Raw genomic sequence first — 17,532 nt, forward strand, 5'->3', positions numbered from 1 at the left:
ACACACACCACATGGCATTGCCACGACTGCCAAAACCGCTATCCGCGGGTCACCCGGGTGACGGGGCGGGCTCTTCCACCCGATCCATGCCGCAGCCAACGGCGCTCGCAAGCAACCCCGTCGCATCTATCGGCGTCGCCAGATCACGTCACCCACGTGTCGATGCAGCGCCATCATTTCTCATCGAGCTTCGGCCAACGATGCAATGGAGGCCACTGTGTCGGCGACCATGGCGTCGCTGGCCTGACTCTGCAAGAACAAGGCCGCTTGTCGGTCGATCTCGGCGTCGAGTTGTTCGAGCGTCCGTTGCGCCGGGACCGACACCGTCTTACCTGCCGACGCGCCGGCGCCCGGGCCGAGGATCACGTTGACCTTCGCGGTGTAGTCGATCTTGCCGGAGGCGGAGGTGAAGGTGCCCTGAGTGTCGGTCCCCCGCACGTCGATCTGCAACGTCGCCGGACGCGCCACGCTGGGCGGCGACGTGGGGGTGTGGACGAACGTCCCGCTTGCCGGGTCGAGGGTGAAACCCGCGTCGAAGCCGGGGACCCTGACGATGCCCACGAAGTACTTCAGCGGCTGTCCTTCTCGGTCGACGTAGACCGCCCGGCCCGTGATCACTCCGGTGTCGGGATCAGTGATGGTGACGATCCTCGACAGCACCGGCGCGTAGTTGAAAGGGTTGACGACGGTCGGTGCGGGCTTCGCGAATGCAGCGGCTTGGGCGTCGAGGTAGGCGTAGGCCGGGGACAGCAGCCCGGTCTCGGACGCGTCGATCGCGGCGTACTTGCGCAGCAGAATCGTCAGTTCGTCGTCGCTCACCGTCCGATTCAGTCTTTTCTCGAGCCTCGCTCTTTCAATTTCTCCGGTGATCTTGTCTCCGCGCTGGTCAGCGGCGTTGATGTCACGCAAGTTCCTCTCGACCTCGACCAGAAGAACTTCGGTGTCGATTGATGTTTGCCCGCTCGTGAAGACGACAAGCGACGCCCGAGCGCTCGCCGTCGCCGCGGAGCGTTCGGCGAGGACGTCGGTGAGGACGGCTCGTGCTGCGGCCATCGTTGACGCCGGAGTCGTCGCGGCGCGTGGACTCAGGTCCACCGAGATCGATTGAACGATCGACGCGCCGTGGCCGTCGTTGACGGTGACGGTGAACGCGTCGAAGTCCGAGCCGTCGGTGATTGCGGCACCGTTTCGGGCAATGTCGGTCGGGGTGTAGGTGAAGGTGCCGTCGGAGTTGACCACCACGGCACCCTTGGGCGTCGGTCCGCCGCCGGTGACGGTCAGGGCGTCGCCGTCGCCGTCGGTGAAGGTAAGGGTGCCGGTGACCTTGCCAGTGACGGCGTCGGTCGTGAAGAGCGTCGGTGTGTATTGCGGCACCGCGTTCGCGCCGACGACGGCGACGACCACGGAGCGCGACAGAGTCGCTCCGTGACCGTCGGTGACCTCGACGGTGACGCTGTCGGACTTGTCGGCGGTCGTGGCAGTGACGGCGGCAGCCTGGTGCCGCGTCGCGCCGGTCGGTGTGTAGACGAGGGTGTAGGTGCCCGTCGCCGCGTCGACCAGGGTGGGGCTGGTAACGGTCGCTTTGCCCCCGACCGGAGGGTTGACGGCGAACGTCAAGGGGTTGCCGTCGGGGTCGACCGACCGGACGGTCACGGTGACCGCGCCCGTTGATGCGTCGGGTGTCCCGGCCGAAAGGGTGAGTGACGGTGGTGTGTTGAGGACGACTTGGACGGTGGCCGTCGCTGAGTGACCTGGCGTGCCGAGAAGCCCGAACGTCAGCGCGTTGATGAGGCCAGAGATTCCGTGAATGTGCGGGTTGGTGGAGTCGTCGACGGTGACGGTGACGGTGTCGGTGCCCGTCTGACCCGCGCGGGGCGTATAGGTGAAGGTGTGGCCGTCGGCGTTGAGCGCGACGGATCCCTTCGTGCCGCCGGTGGCGTAGTACCTCAGCGGATCACCGTCGGCGTCGGTGGTGGGAAGGCTGATCGCAATGTTGCCCAGGACATCCGGTGCGGAGACGGTAGGGCGGATGGTAGGTGTGTCGTTGCCGAATTGTCGTCGCACGTAGGCCAGAACCGTCCACAGCAGTGGGGATTCGGCGGGAGCGCCGGGCGTAGACCCGAACAGCGGTGCGACGACGGCGGCGAACAGGTTGGCGGCGGTGGCGATCACGGTGACGGGCACCGTGACAAGTGCCGCAATCGGATCGGCAGGGCGGGTCCTGGGCAGCGCAGGCGTTGCGGTGCCGGTGAGTGCGGTCACGCGCCACGCAGGTGGCTGGGACGCAAGCTGGCCGGTGTCGACGCCAAGACGTCGTGGCTCGGGCGCCGCTGCGGACGGGGCGGTCACCGCAGCATCGAGTCTGGCGGACCCCGTGCTCGACACTGGCGGCGAGGACTCTCGTGCGACGACGTCGGGGGCCTCGGGGGCTGGGCGTGGCGACGGACTCGACGTGCCGGGTCCCAAGTCGTTGGCGGTCAACGTCGGCTCGCTCACCGGCGTGATGTCCGCCGGCGTCGGTTGTGGGACGGCAGGCAAATCGGAGGTGTACTGACTCGACGTCAGTGCCCCGCCGGAGCTGCGGACGACGACGCCGGGAGCCGTCTGAACCGTCTCCGATGCAGGCTGCAGGGGGTCAGCGGCCGTCGACGCGCCGGGCGTGGTGGGCGTCGCCGACGGACTGTCGGTCGGGTCTGAAGACTGCGGCGCGGGTGTGGACTTCGTGGGTGTGTCGGCTCCGGCGGCGGTGGTGTCGGACGTATCCGACTCTTCCGCTGTATTCGACGTATTCGACGTGTCCGACATGCCGGCGGTGCTGCTGTCCGCGGAGGGACTGGCCCACGCGACACCGGGGCTCGTCACGACGGCGACACCGATGCCGAGCGCCACGGCCAACGCACCTATCCGACCGATGTGTCGGGAGTACTGGCCCGTGGGCACCTGAAAATTCGCCGATTCCACTGTTTCTCCTGGAGGTAGACGCGACATGCGTCGCATTCGGTGAGGTTTCGTCGAGGTGGCAGCGAGCCGACGCTATGGGACGCGTCGCACCCGTCGACACGGGTGCGAAGAAGGGGGTTGTGGCCTGTCGTGAGCGTGGCCGCGGTTTGCTGAACGACTAACGCCGACGCGAAATATAACCGACCCACCACCCTCAGCGACCCCAAAGACGGTAACGGCAGCGGAAGTGCAGTAGTCCCGCGCCAAGTGCAGTAGTTCGCGCGCCGCACCGCAGCGGTTGCCGCCGACGATCGCCGCAAGGAACTGGTGCCAAATGACTGGCCAGGATCCGAACTATTGCTTGACCGCGAAGCTGTCGCCGCAGCGGCTTTCCCGAGGTGGCGGTGGCGAGCGGAATACATGAGCACCACCAACCGAATTTGCAAACTCCTATAGATGGTCATCCAGTCCAGGCGTCCTGCACTCACCAAATAGCCCGAGCGACCGCGAAACCGACGCGATCGGTCCAGCCTCCGCGGTCGCGGGACTACTGCAGTGGCCCGATGGGCGAATGCGGGACAACCACACTGTGATGTTGGCACTACTGCACATTCGCCTTGTCCGGTCGTCGTATTCAGCGGTTCACCCGAACCGGGGATCCCGAAGTTGAAGCATGGAGATTCGAGTGACCGCGCCGAAGCATCTGCGAACGCACGTGTGATCGCGGTTCACGGGAGCACTCGCACGTCCTCGTCCTAGAGCCGCTGGCTATCCGTTTCATGGATGATGAAGATCATCCATTACGCGAGATCCGCTGCAGCAGTAGGGGATTGGGGTGGTGAGCGTACGCCTTCGAGGCCCTCGCCGAGTGTGATCGCTTCATGCACTCCGAATTGTCTGTCCTTGGTCGGGCATCGGGTGCGGGAGCAGAACTGTCTCGGCCTGCGACGCTTGCAGGCACACCCTCGTAAGCTCACATCTGCAGATGCTCGACCTGCTGGCCGGTAGGGCCCTTAAAGCGTCACAGTGACGAAAATTCGTGGTGGTGCCAAGCGTGGCGCAAGGCGGGCAAGTGCGCCGTCAGTGGGTTCGGTTGGCACTCGATTGGCGGGCTCGGCACGAAGTCCGATCACGCGACCCAGCGCGGAAGCATCGCGATAGTGATAAGTCGAAGATCAACTGAAAAAAACAGACAAACACCGATGGCGCAGTTCGCGCATGCTCACGGGCGTTCCTGCGGATGGGCCCACGTCAGCTTCGTACCGATAAGCCACGGAAGCATCGCGATAGTGATAAGTCGAAGATCAACTGAAAAAAACAGACAAACACCGATGGCGCAGTTCGCGCATGCTCACGGGCGTTCCTGCGGATGGGCCCACGTCAGCTTCGTACCGATAAGCCACATTATGTCAAGTTAACGTCGCCGTTTTCATTGGGTGAATCAGGGCCGCTTCGAGCGGCCCCCACCCGCCGCGTTAAGTCGAGTTGTCGAAAGCCGCCGCGTTAAGTCGAGTTGTCGAAAGCGCCTCGACAACAACAGGTTGAACGGGTTGGGCCAGGCTCGCACCACCTCCGTCCGGTGTGGTTGCCGCGACACGCGCCTATCAACGTTCGTTCCACGATGGACTGATGTAGACCGGCGATCGATGCGCTCGTCTTGGCACAGATATCGCGTGCTCATTTGTCGGACCTCTAACACCTCGAAGCCACCCACCGCTGAGGCGCGAGTGTTTCGCGAATGGCAGTTCGAGCCCAGAGATAACTCCCGGATCGACAGGAACCTACTGCTCGCGTTCGCTTGTCGACGGCTCTTGAATTCGCGGACGTGCACTCCTCCTCAAGCCGCGATCTTCGACCTTGCTCCTATTGAGCCCCACGCGCCGCCGCCAGCGATTGCCGCAGCGCTTCGGCGAGACGGTCGACGTCGTCGTCTGCTGTCGTCCAGTTGGAGAAGGACACGCGTATCGCCGATCGACCGTGCCATTCGGTTCCCGCGACCCACGCCTCTCCGCTGCGTCGCACCAATTCTGCTACACGCCACGTGCGCTCATCGCTTTCGTCGGCACGGATCAGGACCTGGTTGAGTACCACGTCGTTGCATACGGTAAAGCCGTCCGTGGCTTGCATCATCTCGGCCAGGCGGCGGGCATGCTCGCAGCAGCGTTCGATCAGTTGTCGCAACCCCTGCCTGCCCAGCGATGCGAATGCTGCGTAGACGGGTACCGCGCGTGCACGCCGGGACATCTCGGGCACGAGGACGCCGGGTTCGCGCTCCGCGCTCGTGGGTAGATAACTCGTGTTGGCACCTAGTGCTGAGCGGGCAGCTTGGGGATCGGCAACGATGGCCAGGCCGCAGTCGTAGGGGACATTGAGCCACTTGTGTGCGTCGGTCGACCAGGAATCGGCCAGCTCGACACCTCGAACAAGTGCCGACAGTCGCGGCGATGCGCAAGCCCATAGTCCGAATGCGCCGTCGACGTGAACCCAGCCGCCGTGCTCGTGGGTCGCCGCGACGATCTCTGACATCGGGTCGCACGCTCCGGAGTTCACGTTGCCGACCTGCGCGCACACGATGGCGGGGTCGGAGTCGGCGGCGAGCGCGTCGGCGAGCGCGTCGGCTCTCATCGCTCCTTGTGGGTCGACCGCCACGCGCTCGACGTTGCGCGATCCCAAACCGATCATCTGCAACGCCTGTAGTACGGAGGGATGGACCTCGTCGCCCACGAGTACGCGAATTCGGGGTGCCTGGGCGAGCCCGTCGGCCTCGACGTCCCAGCCTCGCCGCGCTAACAGAACGTGCCGTGCGGAGAGCAACCCGACGACGTTTCCGGCCGTGGCTCCTGTGACGAACCCGACGGCCGCGCGTGTGGGCAGCCCGAGAGCTTCGAGAACCCAGCGCTCGGTGACGGCATCGATCGCAGCGCCAGCCGGCGACGACATCCGGCTGTACGCGGTCTGGTCCCAGGTCGATACCAGCCAGTCGGCAGCCAGCGCCGCGGGTAGCGATCCCCCGACGACGAGGCCGAAGTAGCGAGGGCCGGCGCACGCAATGGTTGCCGGACCGAGAGTGGCGGCCAACCGCTCGACTACCGCGACCGAGTTCGTACCTTGGTCGGGCAACGGCCCGCTGAGTGCGTCGACGACCTCGTCGTAGCTCGTGCTCGCGTCGACGAGCCGGTGTGGCAAACCCTCCAAATAATCTGTCGCCAGTTCCAAAGCCCTCGGCAGAGCCGCGTACACGTCGTCGGTTCCAACCGGGGTGGAATGACCATCCATTGACAATGTCCTTGTTCTCGAGTTCATACCGTGCACATGGGTTCCGAAGGTCGTTGCGGACGCGGTTTCCCTAGGGTGGGCCATCCGGTTTGGCGCGCCGTCATCGCCTCAATGCCGCTAACGCAGTATGGCGTTGGATACTCGTCTGCAGGGGCATTGCAGGCCGATTGCGTGCTGCAACTGATGAATCATCGCCCCCCTGCTCCCCGGTCTCAATGCTCCTGAGCCGGTGGGTCGTGGTCGAACGGTGCAGGCGGCCACGTGTAACACGACTGCTCGACGCGGGTCGGTTAACGGTCGAACGCCGGGGAAACGAACCGGTGCAGAACCTCGGCCTCGATCTGCTCGTCCCCGAGCGGCAGGTAGGCCATTGACAGCACCACGTGAACGATCCACAAAGCTGCTGCTGGGTGATCATCGGTGATCCCGGTGAGGTCGGCGGCCATGGCGCTGAGCACCGGCGAGGAACGCAGGTCGCTCAGTGCGGGTGCTTTGCTCGACGTCATCATCAGTCGTCGTATCGGGTGGGATCTGATCTGTTGTAGCGCAACGACGATCGCCGTGACGACGCGCTCCGAGCCGGTTAGGCCCTTGACCTCAGCGCGAACAGTGTCGGTGATGCCTGCGGCGATGCGCAGTAGCACGGTGTCCCGGATGTGTGCCTTGCCGCCGGCGTAGCGGTAGATGGTTGCTCTCGAACAGTGCACCTGCTTGGCCAACGAGTCGATGTCGAAGGCGTCCAACCCGTCTCGGACCATCAGGTCGGCAGCAGCGCTGTAGATGCGTTCGGCCGCTGCGGCCCGGCGATCCCCACCGACGACCCAATCCTGTTTCGCCATCGGCCGCACTCCTTTGTCGCCTCGGAACCATATTCTCAGGTTTGAGACGTAAGGATTCCGAATGTCCCGTATTTGTGCAGTTCAGCTGGCACGGCTGAGACGCCGGCCATCGGCCATGGTGGCCGGCGGTATCGACTTCGTAGCGATAAGTTGACCCCTTCGGCTGAGACCCTCAGCGTGAAGCGATGACACAACGGGCAGGGGCGCTGGGGCTGGCGCTGTTCGATGACCAGTTCATCCAGGATCCGTATCCGCTCTATGAGCGCATGCATGCCGAGGGGTCCGTGCACCGGATCGGCGGTTCGGGCTTCTACGCGGTGACAGGGTGGGATGCCGTGATCGAGGCTGTGGCGCGGTGTGATTACTTCTCCTCGAACCTCACCGCCACGATGATGCGTAATGCCGATGGGACGGTGGGCGCCTTCCCGATGGGTGAACTCGGTGGCCCTACCCAAGCGCTGGCCACCGCCGACGATCCCGATCATGCCGTGCACCGCAAGGCGCTGATACCGCAACTAGCGGCCAAGCGGATCCGTGCCATCGAGTCCTTTGTCGCCGACGCATCGACTCACATCTGGGACACCCGGGTTCAGGGCGGTCGCATCGAATGGATGGCCGCGATGGCCAACCGGCTACCGATGATGATCGTCGGGCGCATCATCGGTGTCCCTGACGAGGACACCGACAAGCTGATCCGGTGGGGCTATGCCGCCACCCAGTTCGTGGAAGGGCTGGTCACCCAAGAACAGCTCACCGCTGCCGGCATCGCGGTCATGGAACTCAGCGGTTACATCAACGACCAGTTTCAGGACGCCACCGCCCACCCACGAGACGATTTGCTCGGCGATCTCGCTTCCGCCTGCGCCACAGGCCAATTGAACCAGTTCACCGCGCTCGCAATGATGATCACCCTCTTCAGCGCCGGTGGCGAGTCGACGGCATCGCTCATCGGCTCGGCTGCCTGGATCTTGGCCACCCAGCCCGCAATCCAACAGCAGGTGCGGGAGCAGCCAGAGTTGCTGGGCGCGTTCCTGGAGGAAGTGCTGCGCTTCGAGCCGCCGTTTCGTGGTCACTACCGCCACGTCGTCAACGACACCGAGCTGGGCGGCGTTGTCCTGGAAGCTGGTTCACGGCTGCTCCTGATGTGGGGGGCAGCCAACCGAGACCCCAGGCATTTCCAGGACCCTGACCAATTCCAGCTCGATCGGACACTCGGGAAAGGTCACCTCACCTTCGGCAAGGGAGCGCACTTCTGCGTGGGTGCGGCCCTGGCCCGGATGGAAGCGACCGTCGTGATCCGTCAACTGCTGCAACGCACGACACACATTGACGCTGCCCACGTGGGCCGCTGGTTGCCCAGCCTGCTCGTACGTCGGCTTGATCATCTCGAACTGGTAGTCGCATGACGGGGCAGACGGAGCCGATCGGCTACTACGAACAGACGCAGAAGTTCCCAGCGGAAGGATGGATCGACTAGCTCACGCGGGCGTGAACGTGAACCGCGTCTCCCCCACCGGACCGGTGGTACCGCAGGGGTTGGGGCCGTTGAGCGTGGCGAGGCCGTTCGTACCGTCGAGGTCGAAGGTGTTTCTGATGAACACGTCGACCGGGCGACCGTCCGGGCAGAACGCGCCACCAGGAACGAACTGGTCGAGCACGTACTGATTGCCCTGGACGTGCGCCTGACCCTGGTCGGTATTCGACGTGAGGTTGAGGATCGAGATGCACCCGGGGCCACAGTTCGTCACCCGCATCAGGTTCTCGGTGACGATCCCGTTGGCCATGACACTGCGGTGTTGGTAGTTGCCCGGAGCGAGATCCGCGTTGGCGGGCGCAGCCAGTCCGAGGCCGACGGCGGCGCAGCCCGTCGCGATCGCGCCGATGATCATGTTCTTCATGGCGTCGAGTGAATACCGTCCAAGTGCCTACCGATCCCAATTTCGCAGAACCGACCCGCCTTGATCAGAAGGCGCCACGTCGCACGAAGAAGCCGTCAACGTGCGGGCTTGCCAGCTGCGGAGATGTCCGTTAGGGATGAGGCATGGCAGACCAATCGGCGGAACTCGGTTCGTTCTTACGAGCGAGGCGCCAAGCGGTGACGCCGGAGGACGCCGGCCTCGTACCGGGCGACGGGCGGCGGGTTCGTGGCCTCCGTCGAGAAGAGCTGGCTCTCCTTGCCGGGTTGAGCACCGATTACTACCGACGGCTTGAACAGGGGCGGGAACACCGACCGTCGCTGCAAGTGCTTCGTGCGCTCGCACGAGCACTGCGACTCGACGCGCCCGCGACTGCCTACCTCGTCTCCCTCGTCCATCCCCTCCCCCTCGCGATGCCGACTCACGCCACCACGGTCTCGGCGGGAGTCCGGCTGCTCCTCGATTCCGGCTTGCGCGTACCGGCAATCGTCGTCGACATAGGCCTCAACATCCTCGGAATCAACGCGGCTGGTCGCGCGATGTACAGCGGCTTCGGCGACACCGAGAACCTTGCCCGCATGGTGTTCCTCGACCCTGCCGCCAGAGATTTCTACACGAACTGGCACCAGGTGGCCACTCAGATCGTCGGCAACCTCCGTTCAGGCCTGACACGATTCCCGAATGACGACCGCGTCGCCGAGGTGGTCGATGACATCTCTGCTCGCACTTCGGTATTCGTCGAATTGTGGGCGACCCACGATGTGCGTCCGCGCACCAGCGAGGACAAGGTGTTCAATCATCCGCAGGTTGGCGAGCTACACCTGCACTTCGAGGCGCTCGAGGTAGCCGGTGCGCCTGACCAGCGGCTGTTCGTCTACTGTCCGCTCGAGAACGGACCGTCTCCCGACGCCGTCGCCTTGCTGGAATCGCTGGCAACGGAGCCCGCGTCGGCGGCGATCAATTGACAGCCACCGTGAGCTGTTCGAGCTGATCCGGTGTCAACCGAATGTCCGCGGCGGCCACGTTCTCTTCCAGATGCGTGCGGCGCGACGTGCCGGGGATGGGAAGCATCGCCGGTGAAAGGTGCAACAACCAGGCGATCGCCACCTGACCCACGGTGCACTGGTGCGCCCGGGCAACGTCTGCAAGCGCTTGGTGGGCCGAGGCGAGACCGCCCTGCGCCACCGGCGCCCACGGAATGAACGCGAGCCCATCGCGCTCGCACACCTCCAACATGTCGTTGGCGCTCCGGTCGATGACGTTGAACCGACTTTGCACACTGACGATGTCGGCGATCTGCCGTGCCTCGTCGAGCTGTGCGACCGTGCATTGCGACATGCCGATCTCGCGGATCTTCCCCTCATCCTGAAGCGCCTTGAGTTCACCAATTTGGTCTGCCAACGGCACTTTCGGATCCACCCGATGTAGCTGCAACAGATCGATCTGATCGACCCCCAAGCGGCGCATGCTCATCAGTACCTGCTGTCGGAGGTATTCGGGTCGTCCGACCGGTGGCCACGCCGCCGGCCCGAGGCGTTTCGGCCCGTCGTCAGTGTCGATGACATCGGGTCCGTTTCGGGTCAAGCCTGCCTTGGTCGCGATCACGATGTCGTCGGGGTAGGGATGCAGCGCCTCATGCAGGATCTGTTCGGCGACGTGCGGACCGTAGGAGTCGGCCGTGTCGATGAACTGCACGCCGAGGTCAACCGCCCGACGGGCCACGGCGATGCACTCGTCCCGGTCCTGGGGCTCACCCCAGATCCCGCGGCCCGTGAATCTCATCGAACCGAAACCCAAGCGCGACACCGTCTTACCGGCAATACTGATCGTCTGCGGCTCCACGTTCACCATTGCGACTACCTCCACTTCACTGCGTTTCCATTGTCGTGTGCGGTCCCCCGTGCTGTCGGGGACGTCAGGGCCACCGCGACCACGTTAAGTGGCCTTCGGCGCGCTCAGGGGGGAGAAATACACCCCCTTTAGTTCGGGGCTCGCAATCGCTAAGCGGTTGCGCCGCGAGCGGCCGCGTCGAATTCGCAGAACATCTTGACGAAGTACTCTGGCTGCTCCTCAGCCACCCAGTGGCCGCAGTCCGGGACGAGGTGATCCGTCACCGAATCGGCGATCTCTTCACACATCGCCCGGAAGTTGCTGGCGAGCGGCCCGGAAGCACCTCCCGAAGCCAACACCGGGATGGTGAGCTTGCCATGTCGATGCAGCGCGGCGCGATTGTCGTCGGCGTCGCGGTCGAGTTCCCGATACACCTCGCACATCGCGCGCATGGCTCCTGGTGCTTCGTAGGCGCGGGCATAGACGTCGAGGTCGTGATTGGAGATCGCATCCGGTTGGTAGGTCAAGTCGTCGAAGAACCGGTTGACGTACCAACGCTCACGTCCATGCACGAGGTACACCGCGACGTCCGGGTTCGCATGAAAGGAGAACTGCCACGCTGACTTCTGAGCCACGCGCCATTCGTAGTAGGCAGTGCCCGGCAGCGGAGCCTCCATGAAGGTGACGCTCACGGTGTCATCGCGGTACCGCAGCGCGAAACTCAGAGCCAGCGTCGACCCGAGGTCATGGCCGACGAGCGAGATGGGCTCTGCCACGCCCAGGGTCTCGCGCACCAGACTGTGGACGTCACCGGCCATGGTCCACTTGTCGTACCCGTCACGGGGTTTGTCAGACGCGCCGGCGCCGCGATAGTCGGGCATGATCACCCGATAGCCGGCGGCAGCCAGTGGCATCATGACCTTGCGCCACTCGTATCGCGTCTGGGGGGCGCCGTGGAGAAGCACGACGGTCTTGGTGGGTTCGGGTGGAGTGACGACCGTATAGCCGAGGCGAACCGTCTGATCCGGGTCGACCCAGGCCCGACCGTGGTGGACGTCGACGTCGCGCGCTGTGGTCATGATCTTTCGCCTTTCCGTGGGGCAAGCCCATCGGTCACGAGTGTCGTCGCAACGTCCCCACCAAAGGGGGGCACGAGTCGGCCCCCCGGACCACTGGGCGCGGCATTATCGTGAACCGGCGGTGAGAGACAGGACGAATCTCGATGACAGTAAACGCTGACTGGACGGTCTTTCCTCGCGTGCGGCTGGGGAAGCTCGAGTTCGGTATGTCTCCGGCGCAGGTGGACGCGCTGTCCGATGTGTACGGCGCCATTACCGGGCGGGCCCATGATCGAATCCCCGATGACCTTCTGCACGACACGCTGGAAACGTTCGGCTATGCAATGAGCGAAGAGGATAAGCAGGCGCTCATTGCCGCGTATGCAGACATCGGCCCTTCCACAGACAGCGTGACCGAGGTCCGCGGCAATCCTGGTCTGGTTCTGCGTTACGAGGCCGACCGCCTCGTCGAGATCATGCCGGCAATGAAGCAGCGCCCGCTGTTCGTTGGTGGCAGCGACATATTCTCACTGCGCGCGCTAGAGCCAATGGCGTTGCTGGAGCGGCTCAATGAGAGTCCCGGACGCTACGCCGACACCGAAGCGGCGTTCGACAACCTCGCCATCTCACTGGAGGGGTTCTGCGTCACCGACCCGGATGCCGGCGTGCGCACCCTGGACGAAGCTGACGAGCGTTTTCAAGAACGCACTGTTACGTTGCGGCCGAGGCCTTATCTACCTGAAGGCGAGATGGATCGGTTCGTCCTGCATTCGGTAACCGGCCGTACCCGACAGGAACAATGAGCCGGGAAGATCGCGGATGGTCCTGACTGGTGAGTTGCGCAAACCACTGTGCGACCAAGGGGAGGTTATCCCCCACCAGAATCGGGGATAACCCCGGCGACACGGGCTCTCGTGAGCAGCATGCTAGTGGTCATGGCACTGGGTGGCGTGGTGAGTTGCGCGACCACTGTGCGACGAAGTGGGGGCCTATCCCCCGTGACACCAATACTCTTGATCGGCCTGCTGGTGGTCATGACCGTCGGTGTGCCTGCGGCGCGGGCCGACGGAATCGGATCGGACGCGGACGTGCACGTCGCCCAGTCGCTAGGCGGTCGCGAATTGACGGTCACGATCCGGCGAGTCGGCCCGGTCCTCGGGCCACTGCACGTCGACGTCGTCACGCATCACGGCGATCCTCCGGGCGCACTGCAACTCACCGCCTCGGCACCGGGGGCCACGACCAGTAGAGGGCAGGTAAGGCTCGGCACGCCCGGAATCCATTCGGCGACACTGAACGTCGACAGGGCCGGGCCGTGGGAACTGATCGTGGACGACGGCCACACTGCGGCGCGGATCCCGTTTCTGGTTCCTGCACAGGTGATTCCGCCGTGGAAGAAGGCCAGTGACTACGGCTTCTTCGCCGCGGGCGCGCTGCTGATCGTCGCGCTGGCAGCGACATTGCGCACGCGCCGCAACTGGATGGCGCTAGTCCCGGCGACCGGCATGATGGTTGCGCTGACCGTGGCCGTCACCGGCGCGACGCTGTCGGCGTACTCCCCTCCGCCCCCGCAGCCGGGCCAGGACCTCGACCCGACCCTCGAGAACGTTCGCGATCCCTACGCGCGTGTTGCGGCCAATTCCCAGAATCCAGTCGACTATTCGCGGCCGCCGGTGAACATGTCGGTGTCCGCTAGCCAGGCCACGCTGCGTCTGAACCTCACCGACTCCTCCACCGGGCGACCCGCCGACGACCTGCTGATTCACCATGGCGCGCTGATCCATCTCATCGTCGTCTCACCTGGGGGCACCATGTCGCACGTGCATCCCGTCCGCGTCGCGCCGGGACGGTACGAGGCAAAACTCGACACCAGAGAACGCGGGACATACGCGATGTCCGCCGAGATCGCCAGGCGTGGTGGCGGAGTGCAACTGCTACGTGGCTCGGTCGACGGGCAATCCTCTACTGCACCGCCGACCGCGGCGCCACCCTCGCAGGGCCAGATCACCGCGACCGTGGCGCCGGCGGGCATCCCGAGCACCATCCGGGCAAGGTTTGGGGACACCCCCGATCTGCAGCCGTGGCTCGGGATGGTCGGACACATGATGGTCGTCGGCCCACTCCCCCACGGCCCCGACGTCGGCAAACACGCACTCATAGCGCCGGTCTGGTCTCATGCGCACGCCATGGTGCCGCCCACGATCGGCGCCTCAGGCGGGCAGCCCGACGAAACGGTTGCCCGGTACGGGCCCGAGATCGACTTCACGTACTCGTTCGCACTGCCCGGACGATACAAGGTGTGGGTGCAGGCCGAACGCGACTACGCCATCCTCACGGCGCCAACCGAAATAGAGGTCCGCCTACCGTGAGTCGCCACCGTCTCCTCGTCATCGCCGCGATCGCCGCCGTCGTCGTCGGTGCCGGAGTCTGGTTGCTGTGGCCGAAATCGACGGACGATGGCGCGGCCACCGCAACGGCAGGACCGTACCGCGTGCAGCTGATCGGCGAGTCGCTGAAGGCCGGAATCAGCCCGGTCACCGTCGAGATAACCGGCAACGAAAGCCAGCCCCCTACACCGGACTCGGTCAGCTTCGAACCCGCGATGCCTCAAATGGGTCATGCCACAACACCTGTGGCCACCGTGGCCCAGGGTGACGGCCGGTACCGCGCCGACGTCGATCTGTCCATGGCCGGGCAGTGGGACATCACGGTCCGCATCGCCGCCAGCGGCGCAGTGCATGAAGCAGTTCTGAGCGTCACCACCAACGGCTAGGAAGGCCCACCGCCATGACGAAGACCGATTCGCGCGCCAAGATTCCGGCGTTCGTCATGCTCGCAGGCACCCTGATTTCGCTGTCGGGGTTGACCTGGGACATCGACTGGCACCTCGACGTCGGGCCGGATAGCTTCTTCACGCTGCCGCATCTGTTCATCTACTCCGGCGGCGCGATCGCCGGGTTGACCAGCTTGGCGATGGTGCTGCGGGCCACCGCCGCACAGCGCAATGGCGAGGACCCCGATCCGACCGTCGGCGGTCGCTCGTTCAAGGTCCTCGGCGCGTTCGCCGCGCCCATCGGCTATCTGGTCGCGGGCATCGCCGCGGCCTCGTTCCTGCTCTACGGGCTGTACGACGAGTGGTGGCACGGCCTGTACGGATTCGACGTGACCGTCGCGTCGCCGCCCCACCAAGGGTGGCTGACGTCGATCTGCGTCACCATGATCGGCACGGCCATCGTCTTCGCCGCGGCTCGCGAACACCGCTGGGGCCGTTGGGGGTTCATGGTCGCCATCGCGGCGTTCGGGCAGTACGCCTCGATCCAGAGCGGCGCGCTGGCAGATCTCGACCTGAGCGCGTCCATCGATTGGGCCACCCTGACCTGGCTGTCCATTCCGCTCGTCTGCGTGCTGCTCGGATCCCAAGTCGTGCCGCGCGGCGGAGCCATCGGCACCGGCCTGCTCACACTGGTACTCAACCTGGCGACCTGGTCGTTCGCCACCTGGGCAGTCGGCTGGTACGCCGACCTCCAGCACTTGGCGCTTCGCGACTTCGTCGAGTTGGGCTTCCCCATCGACATGGTGCTGACCCCCGCCATCGTCTTCGTGTTCGGCGTCGTCGTCGAACTCCTGCTGCGATGGACGGGTTCGAGCGCCCGGCTGCTGGCCGCGTGCGGCGCGGCAGGTGCGGTAGCGATCATCTGGCTGCTCAGCTCGATGGAATCCGGGGGCGTCGACCTGGGTGGTGAGGACGGCGGCGGAGGCGCGGGCAGCATCCTGCTCACGTGCGTCGCCGGGGCGCTGCTCACCGGGGTGCTCGGTGGCGCAACGTGGCGACTCGGCCGGGCACTCCGTGCGTCGAACACGACGCCTTCCGTCGGCGCACCGGCATGACCATCCACAGCAGGTTGCGAGCGCTGGTCGCGACGCTGTGCACCGTCGCCGCGCTGTCGATCGGCGTGGCGCCGGCCGCGGCCGCCGATCCACTGGACTACGTCGTGCACACCGAGCGCGTCCAGGTCGGCCCCTACCCGGTGACGGTCGGTTTCACCGTGTGGCCGCTGCGCGCCATGCAGTCGTTGGATTTCACGTTCGAACCGGACGGCGGAATCGCCGACAAGTCCGGCACCATCGCGGCGATCGCTCCCGACGGCTGGGGCGACGCAGATCGTCTGTCCCGGCATCCCCGCAACCGCGACGTGTGGGGGCTTGACGTCGAGTCACTCACCTCCTCGGGGAGATGGACGCTGCGGTTCACGATCGACGGCCCCCAGGGTGAAGGCACAGGCGACCTGAGGGTCGACGTGCTCGAACAGCCGGGACCCCCGCTAGCGCTGAGCTGGCTCGTCGGACTGATCCCGCTGGCGCTGACGTTGGTGTTCTTCGCGGTGGTCTGGATCCGCACTGGTCCCCGCAGCATCGCCGACGCGAATTCCTAGTGGTCCGTCTCAGCTCCGCGCATGGCTACGACATGAATCACGTTGGCTACCAACGTCATCTACGCTCAGCGGTAATACGGTTCAACCGTGCCACTGAGCTTGACGACCATGGGATTTCCGCGGCGATCCTTCGCGGTGGGGACTTCGACACGCACCCAACCCTCGGCGACGTCGTATTCGACGACATTGGTCTTCTCGGCGCCATTGAAGCGAATGCCCACGTCGCGGAGGAGCACCTCCTCGCTATAGAAGGCGCTGCGCGGATCGACGGAGAGGTGGTTTGGTGGAACGTCTGCGTTCTGATCCTCGGACATGACGGCCTTCGTTTGGTGCGTTGAGTGCTGGGATGGTTCTCGGAGAATCTACGCGACCCCGGCGACGGTGTGCGCACGCGGACGCGGTCACAGCTTTCCGCGCCACGACAGGCTCTGCGCGTTCAGCTGACGCAGAAGCGGGTCGCCCTCGCGCATCACTCGTTCGGCGAGTGCAACGGCCTCGGTGAGCTGGTCGTCGTCGAGTTGGGTGAATGCCGGTGAGCGACGCCGGTCGAGCGCGTCGTACCAGCAGCCGCCGACGGCATGGTCGAGCAGGATCCGGCCGAAGCAATGATCCTTGGTCACGACCCAGCGGCCAGCCCGACCCCGCTGCGGCAGCTCGTGGCGCACCAACTCTCGGTAGCGAGCCAGCAACTGATCACGTGTCACGCCTCAGCTATACCCGCCTGGACAATGGAACGCTTGATCTGCCGAGCGACTGCGCCGTGCCTTCGAACGAGCTGGCCGTACACGGTGGAATCAAACAGGACTGTAGTCCGTTTGTTTCGGAGTCGTGTCGAGCAGGTCGGCACCAGAGACGGATTGGCGACCATGACTGCGACCGCGCGGATATTCGAACTGCTCACCCGGAACCTTCAAGAGGTCTTCGGTGAGGGAGATGCGACGCGGCGGCGCGCCGCCATCGAAGAGTTCTACATTGACGACTGCGTGGTCTACACGCCAGACGGCACGTATGTCGGGCACGACGCCTTGGACGAGTTCGCCGGCGATCTGCGGGCGACGCATCCGCATTTCGTCTACACCCACAGTGGAGAGCCGCAGGTGCTGGCGAATGCCGGAATCATTGCGTGGGGCTCGGGTCCTCGAGGCGAACAACCGAAATACACGGGGTTGGACAGTCTCTTGGTCCGCGACGGCAAAATCGTTGCGCTGTATGTCTTCTTGAATCCCACGTTGTCATAGTG

Annotated in this window: 16 protein-coding genes; 8 read left to right on the top strand and 8 right to left on the bottom strand. The window is 64.9% G+C overall.

The features are described from left to right. Positions 1–180 precede the first annotated feature (180 nt). The 3 genes from G6N61_RS03280 to G6N61_RS03290 form a co-directional block, all read right to left on the bottom strand. Entirely contained in the window at positions 181–2,961 is a 2,781-nt protein-coding gene (locus G6N61_RS03280) for an Ig-like domain-containing protein (protein WP_163917233.1), read from the bottom strand. 1,842 nt (positions 2,962–4,803) lie between these two features. Continuing rightward, on the bottom strand, positions 4,804–6,126 hold the full coding sequence (locus tag G6N61_RS03285; protein WP_235887387.1) for a pyridoxal phosphate-dependent decarboxylase family protein: 1,323 nt from the start codon (positions 6,124–6,126) through the stop codon (positions 4,804–4,806). 380 nt (positions 6,127–6,506) lie between these two features. Continuing rightward, positions 6,507–7,055, bottom strand: coding sequence for a TetR/AcrR family transcriptional regulator (locus G6N61_RS03290; RefSeq protein ID WP_163917235.1), 549 nt, complete (start codon positions 7,053–7,055; stop codon positions 6,507–6,509). 185 nt (positions 7,056–7,240) lie between these two features. Between G6N61_RS03290 and G6N61_RS03295 the strand changes: the two genes are divergently transcribed. Further along, positions 7,241–8,461, top strand: a complete 1,221-nt coding sequence (locus G6N61_RS03295; protein ID WP_163917236.1) for a cytochrome P450 — start codon at positions 7,241–7,243, stop codon at positions 8,459–8,461. 72 nt (positions 8,462–8,533) lie between these two features. Here the strand turns inward: G6N61_RS03295 and G6N61_RS03300 are convergent, their stop codons facing one another. Beyond that, the gene (locus tag G6N61_RS03300; RefSeq protein WP_163917237.1) at positions 8,534–8,953 is read right to left on the bottom strand and encodes a hypothetical protein; all 420 of its coding nucleotides are present in this window, start codon (positions 8,951–8,953) and stop codon (positions 8,534–8,536) included. A 143-nt stretch (positions 8,954–9,096) separates the two neighbouring features. Between G6N61_RS03300 and G6N61_RS03305 the strand changes: the two genes are divergently transcribed. Continuing rightward, the gene (locus G6N61_RS03305; RefSeq protein WP_163917238.1) at positions 9,097–9,936 is read left to right on the top strand and encodes a helix-turn-helix domain-containing protein; all 840 of its coding nucleotides are present in this window, start codon (positions 9,097–9,099) and stop codon (positions 9,934–9,936) included. Here the strand turns inward: G6N61_RS03305 and G6N61_RS03310 are convergent. Together G6N61_RS03310 and G6N61_RS03315 are read right to left on the bottom strand one after the other, a co-directional pair. Next, positions 9,929–10,822 (bottom strand): aldo/keto reductase, encoded by an 894-nt coding sequence (locus tag G6N61_RS03310; protein WP_163917239.1) that lies wholly within the window; start codon positions 10,820–10,822, stop codon positions 9,929–9,931. The two genes, G6N61_RS03305 and G6N61_RS03310, sit on opposite strands and share 8 nt — an antisense overlap. 149 nt (positions 10,823–10,971) lie before the next feature. Then, complete coding sequence (locus tag G6N61_RS03315; protein ID WP_163917240.1) at positions 10,972–11,880, bottom strand: alpha/beta fold hydrolase; 909 nt, start codon at positions 11,878–11,880, stop codon at positions 10,972–10,974. A 143-nt stretch (positions 11,881–12,023) separates the two neighbouring features. Here G6N61_RS03315 and G6N61_RS03320 point away from each other — a divergent pair, with 143 nt between their 5' ends. The 5 genes from G6N61_RS03320 to G6N61_RS03340 all read left to right on the top strand — a co-directional run bounded on the left by G6N61_RS03320 (position 12,024) and on the right by G6N61_RS03340 (position 16,292). Continuing rightward, positions 12,024–12,662 (top strand): hypothetical protein, encoded by a 639-nt coding sequence (locus G6N61_RS03320; protein WP_163917241.1) that lies wholly within the window; start codon positions 12,024–12,026, stop codon positions 12,660–12,662. A gap of 195 nt (positions 12,663–12,857) precedes the next feature. Then, complete coding sequence (locus G6N61_RS03325; RefSeq protein ID WP_235887388.1) at positions 12,858–14,228, top strand: DUF8832 domain-containing protein; 1,371 nt, start codon at positions 12,858–12,860, stop codon at positions 14,226–14,228. After that, positions 14,225–14,632: a FixH family protein gene (locus G6N61_RS03330; RefSeq protein WP_163917242.1), complete on the top strand. Its 408-nt coding sequence runs from the start codon at positions 14,225–14,227 to the stop codon at positions 14,630–14,632. The genes G6N61_RS03325 and G6N61_RS03330 overlap by 4 nt, the downstream gene beginning before the upstream one ends. A 14-nt stretch (positions 14,633–14,646) precedes the next feature. Beyond that, positions 14,647–15,747, top strand: coding sequence for a hypothetical protein (locus tag G6N61_RS03335; protein ID WP_163917243.1), 1,101 nt, complete (start codon positions 14,647–14,649; stop codon positions 15,745–15,747). After that, positions 15,744–16,292, top strand: a complete 549-nt coding sequence (locus G6N61_RS03340) for a hypothetical protein (protein ID WP_163917244.1) — start codon at positions 15,744–15,746, stop codon at positions 16,290–16,292. The genes G6N61_RS03335 and G6N61_RS03340 overlap by 4 nt, the downstream gene beginning before the upstream one ends. A 65-nt stretch (positions 16,293–16,357) precedes the next feature. Here G6N61_RS03340 and G6N61_RS03345 read toward each other — a convergent pair whose 3' ends face one another. After that, on the bottom strand, positions 16,358–16,606 hold the full coding sequence (locus G6N61_RS03345; RefSeq protein WP_163917245.1) for a DUF3297 family protein: 249 nt from the start codon (positions 16,604–16,606) through the stop codon (positions 16,358–16,360). A gap of 87 nt (positions 16,607–16,693) precedes the next feature. Beyond that, complete coding sequence (locus tag G6N61_RS03350) at positions 16,694–16,996, bottom strand: hypothetical protein (RefSeq protein WP_163917246.1); 303 nt, start codon at positions 16,994–16,996, stop codon at positions 16,694–16,696. 162 nt (positions 16,997–17,158) lie between these two features. Here G6N61_RS03350 and G6N61_RS03355 point away from each other — a divergent pair, with 162 nt between their 5' ends. Next, positions 17,159–17,530 carry a nuclear transport factor 2 family protein gene (locus G6N61_RS03355; protein WP_163917247.1) on the top strand — a complete coding sequence of 124 codons (372 nt, stop codon included), beginning with the start codon at positions 17,159–17,161 and terminating at the stop codon, positions 17,528–17,530. Positions 17,531–17,532 lie beyond the last annotated feature (2 nt).

This window comes from Mycolicibacterium arabiense (assembly GCF_010731815.2).
In the GTDB taxonomy this organism is placed as follows: domain Bacteria; phylum Actinomycetota; class Actinomycetes; order Mycobacteriales; family Mycobacteriaceae; genus Mycobacterium; species Mycobacterium arabiense.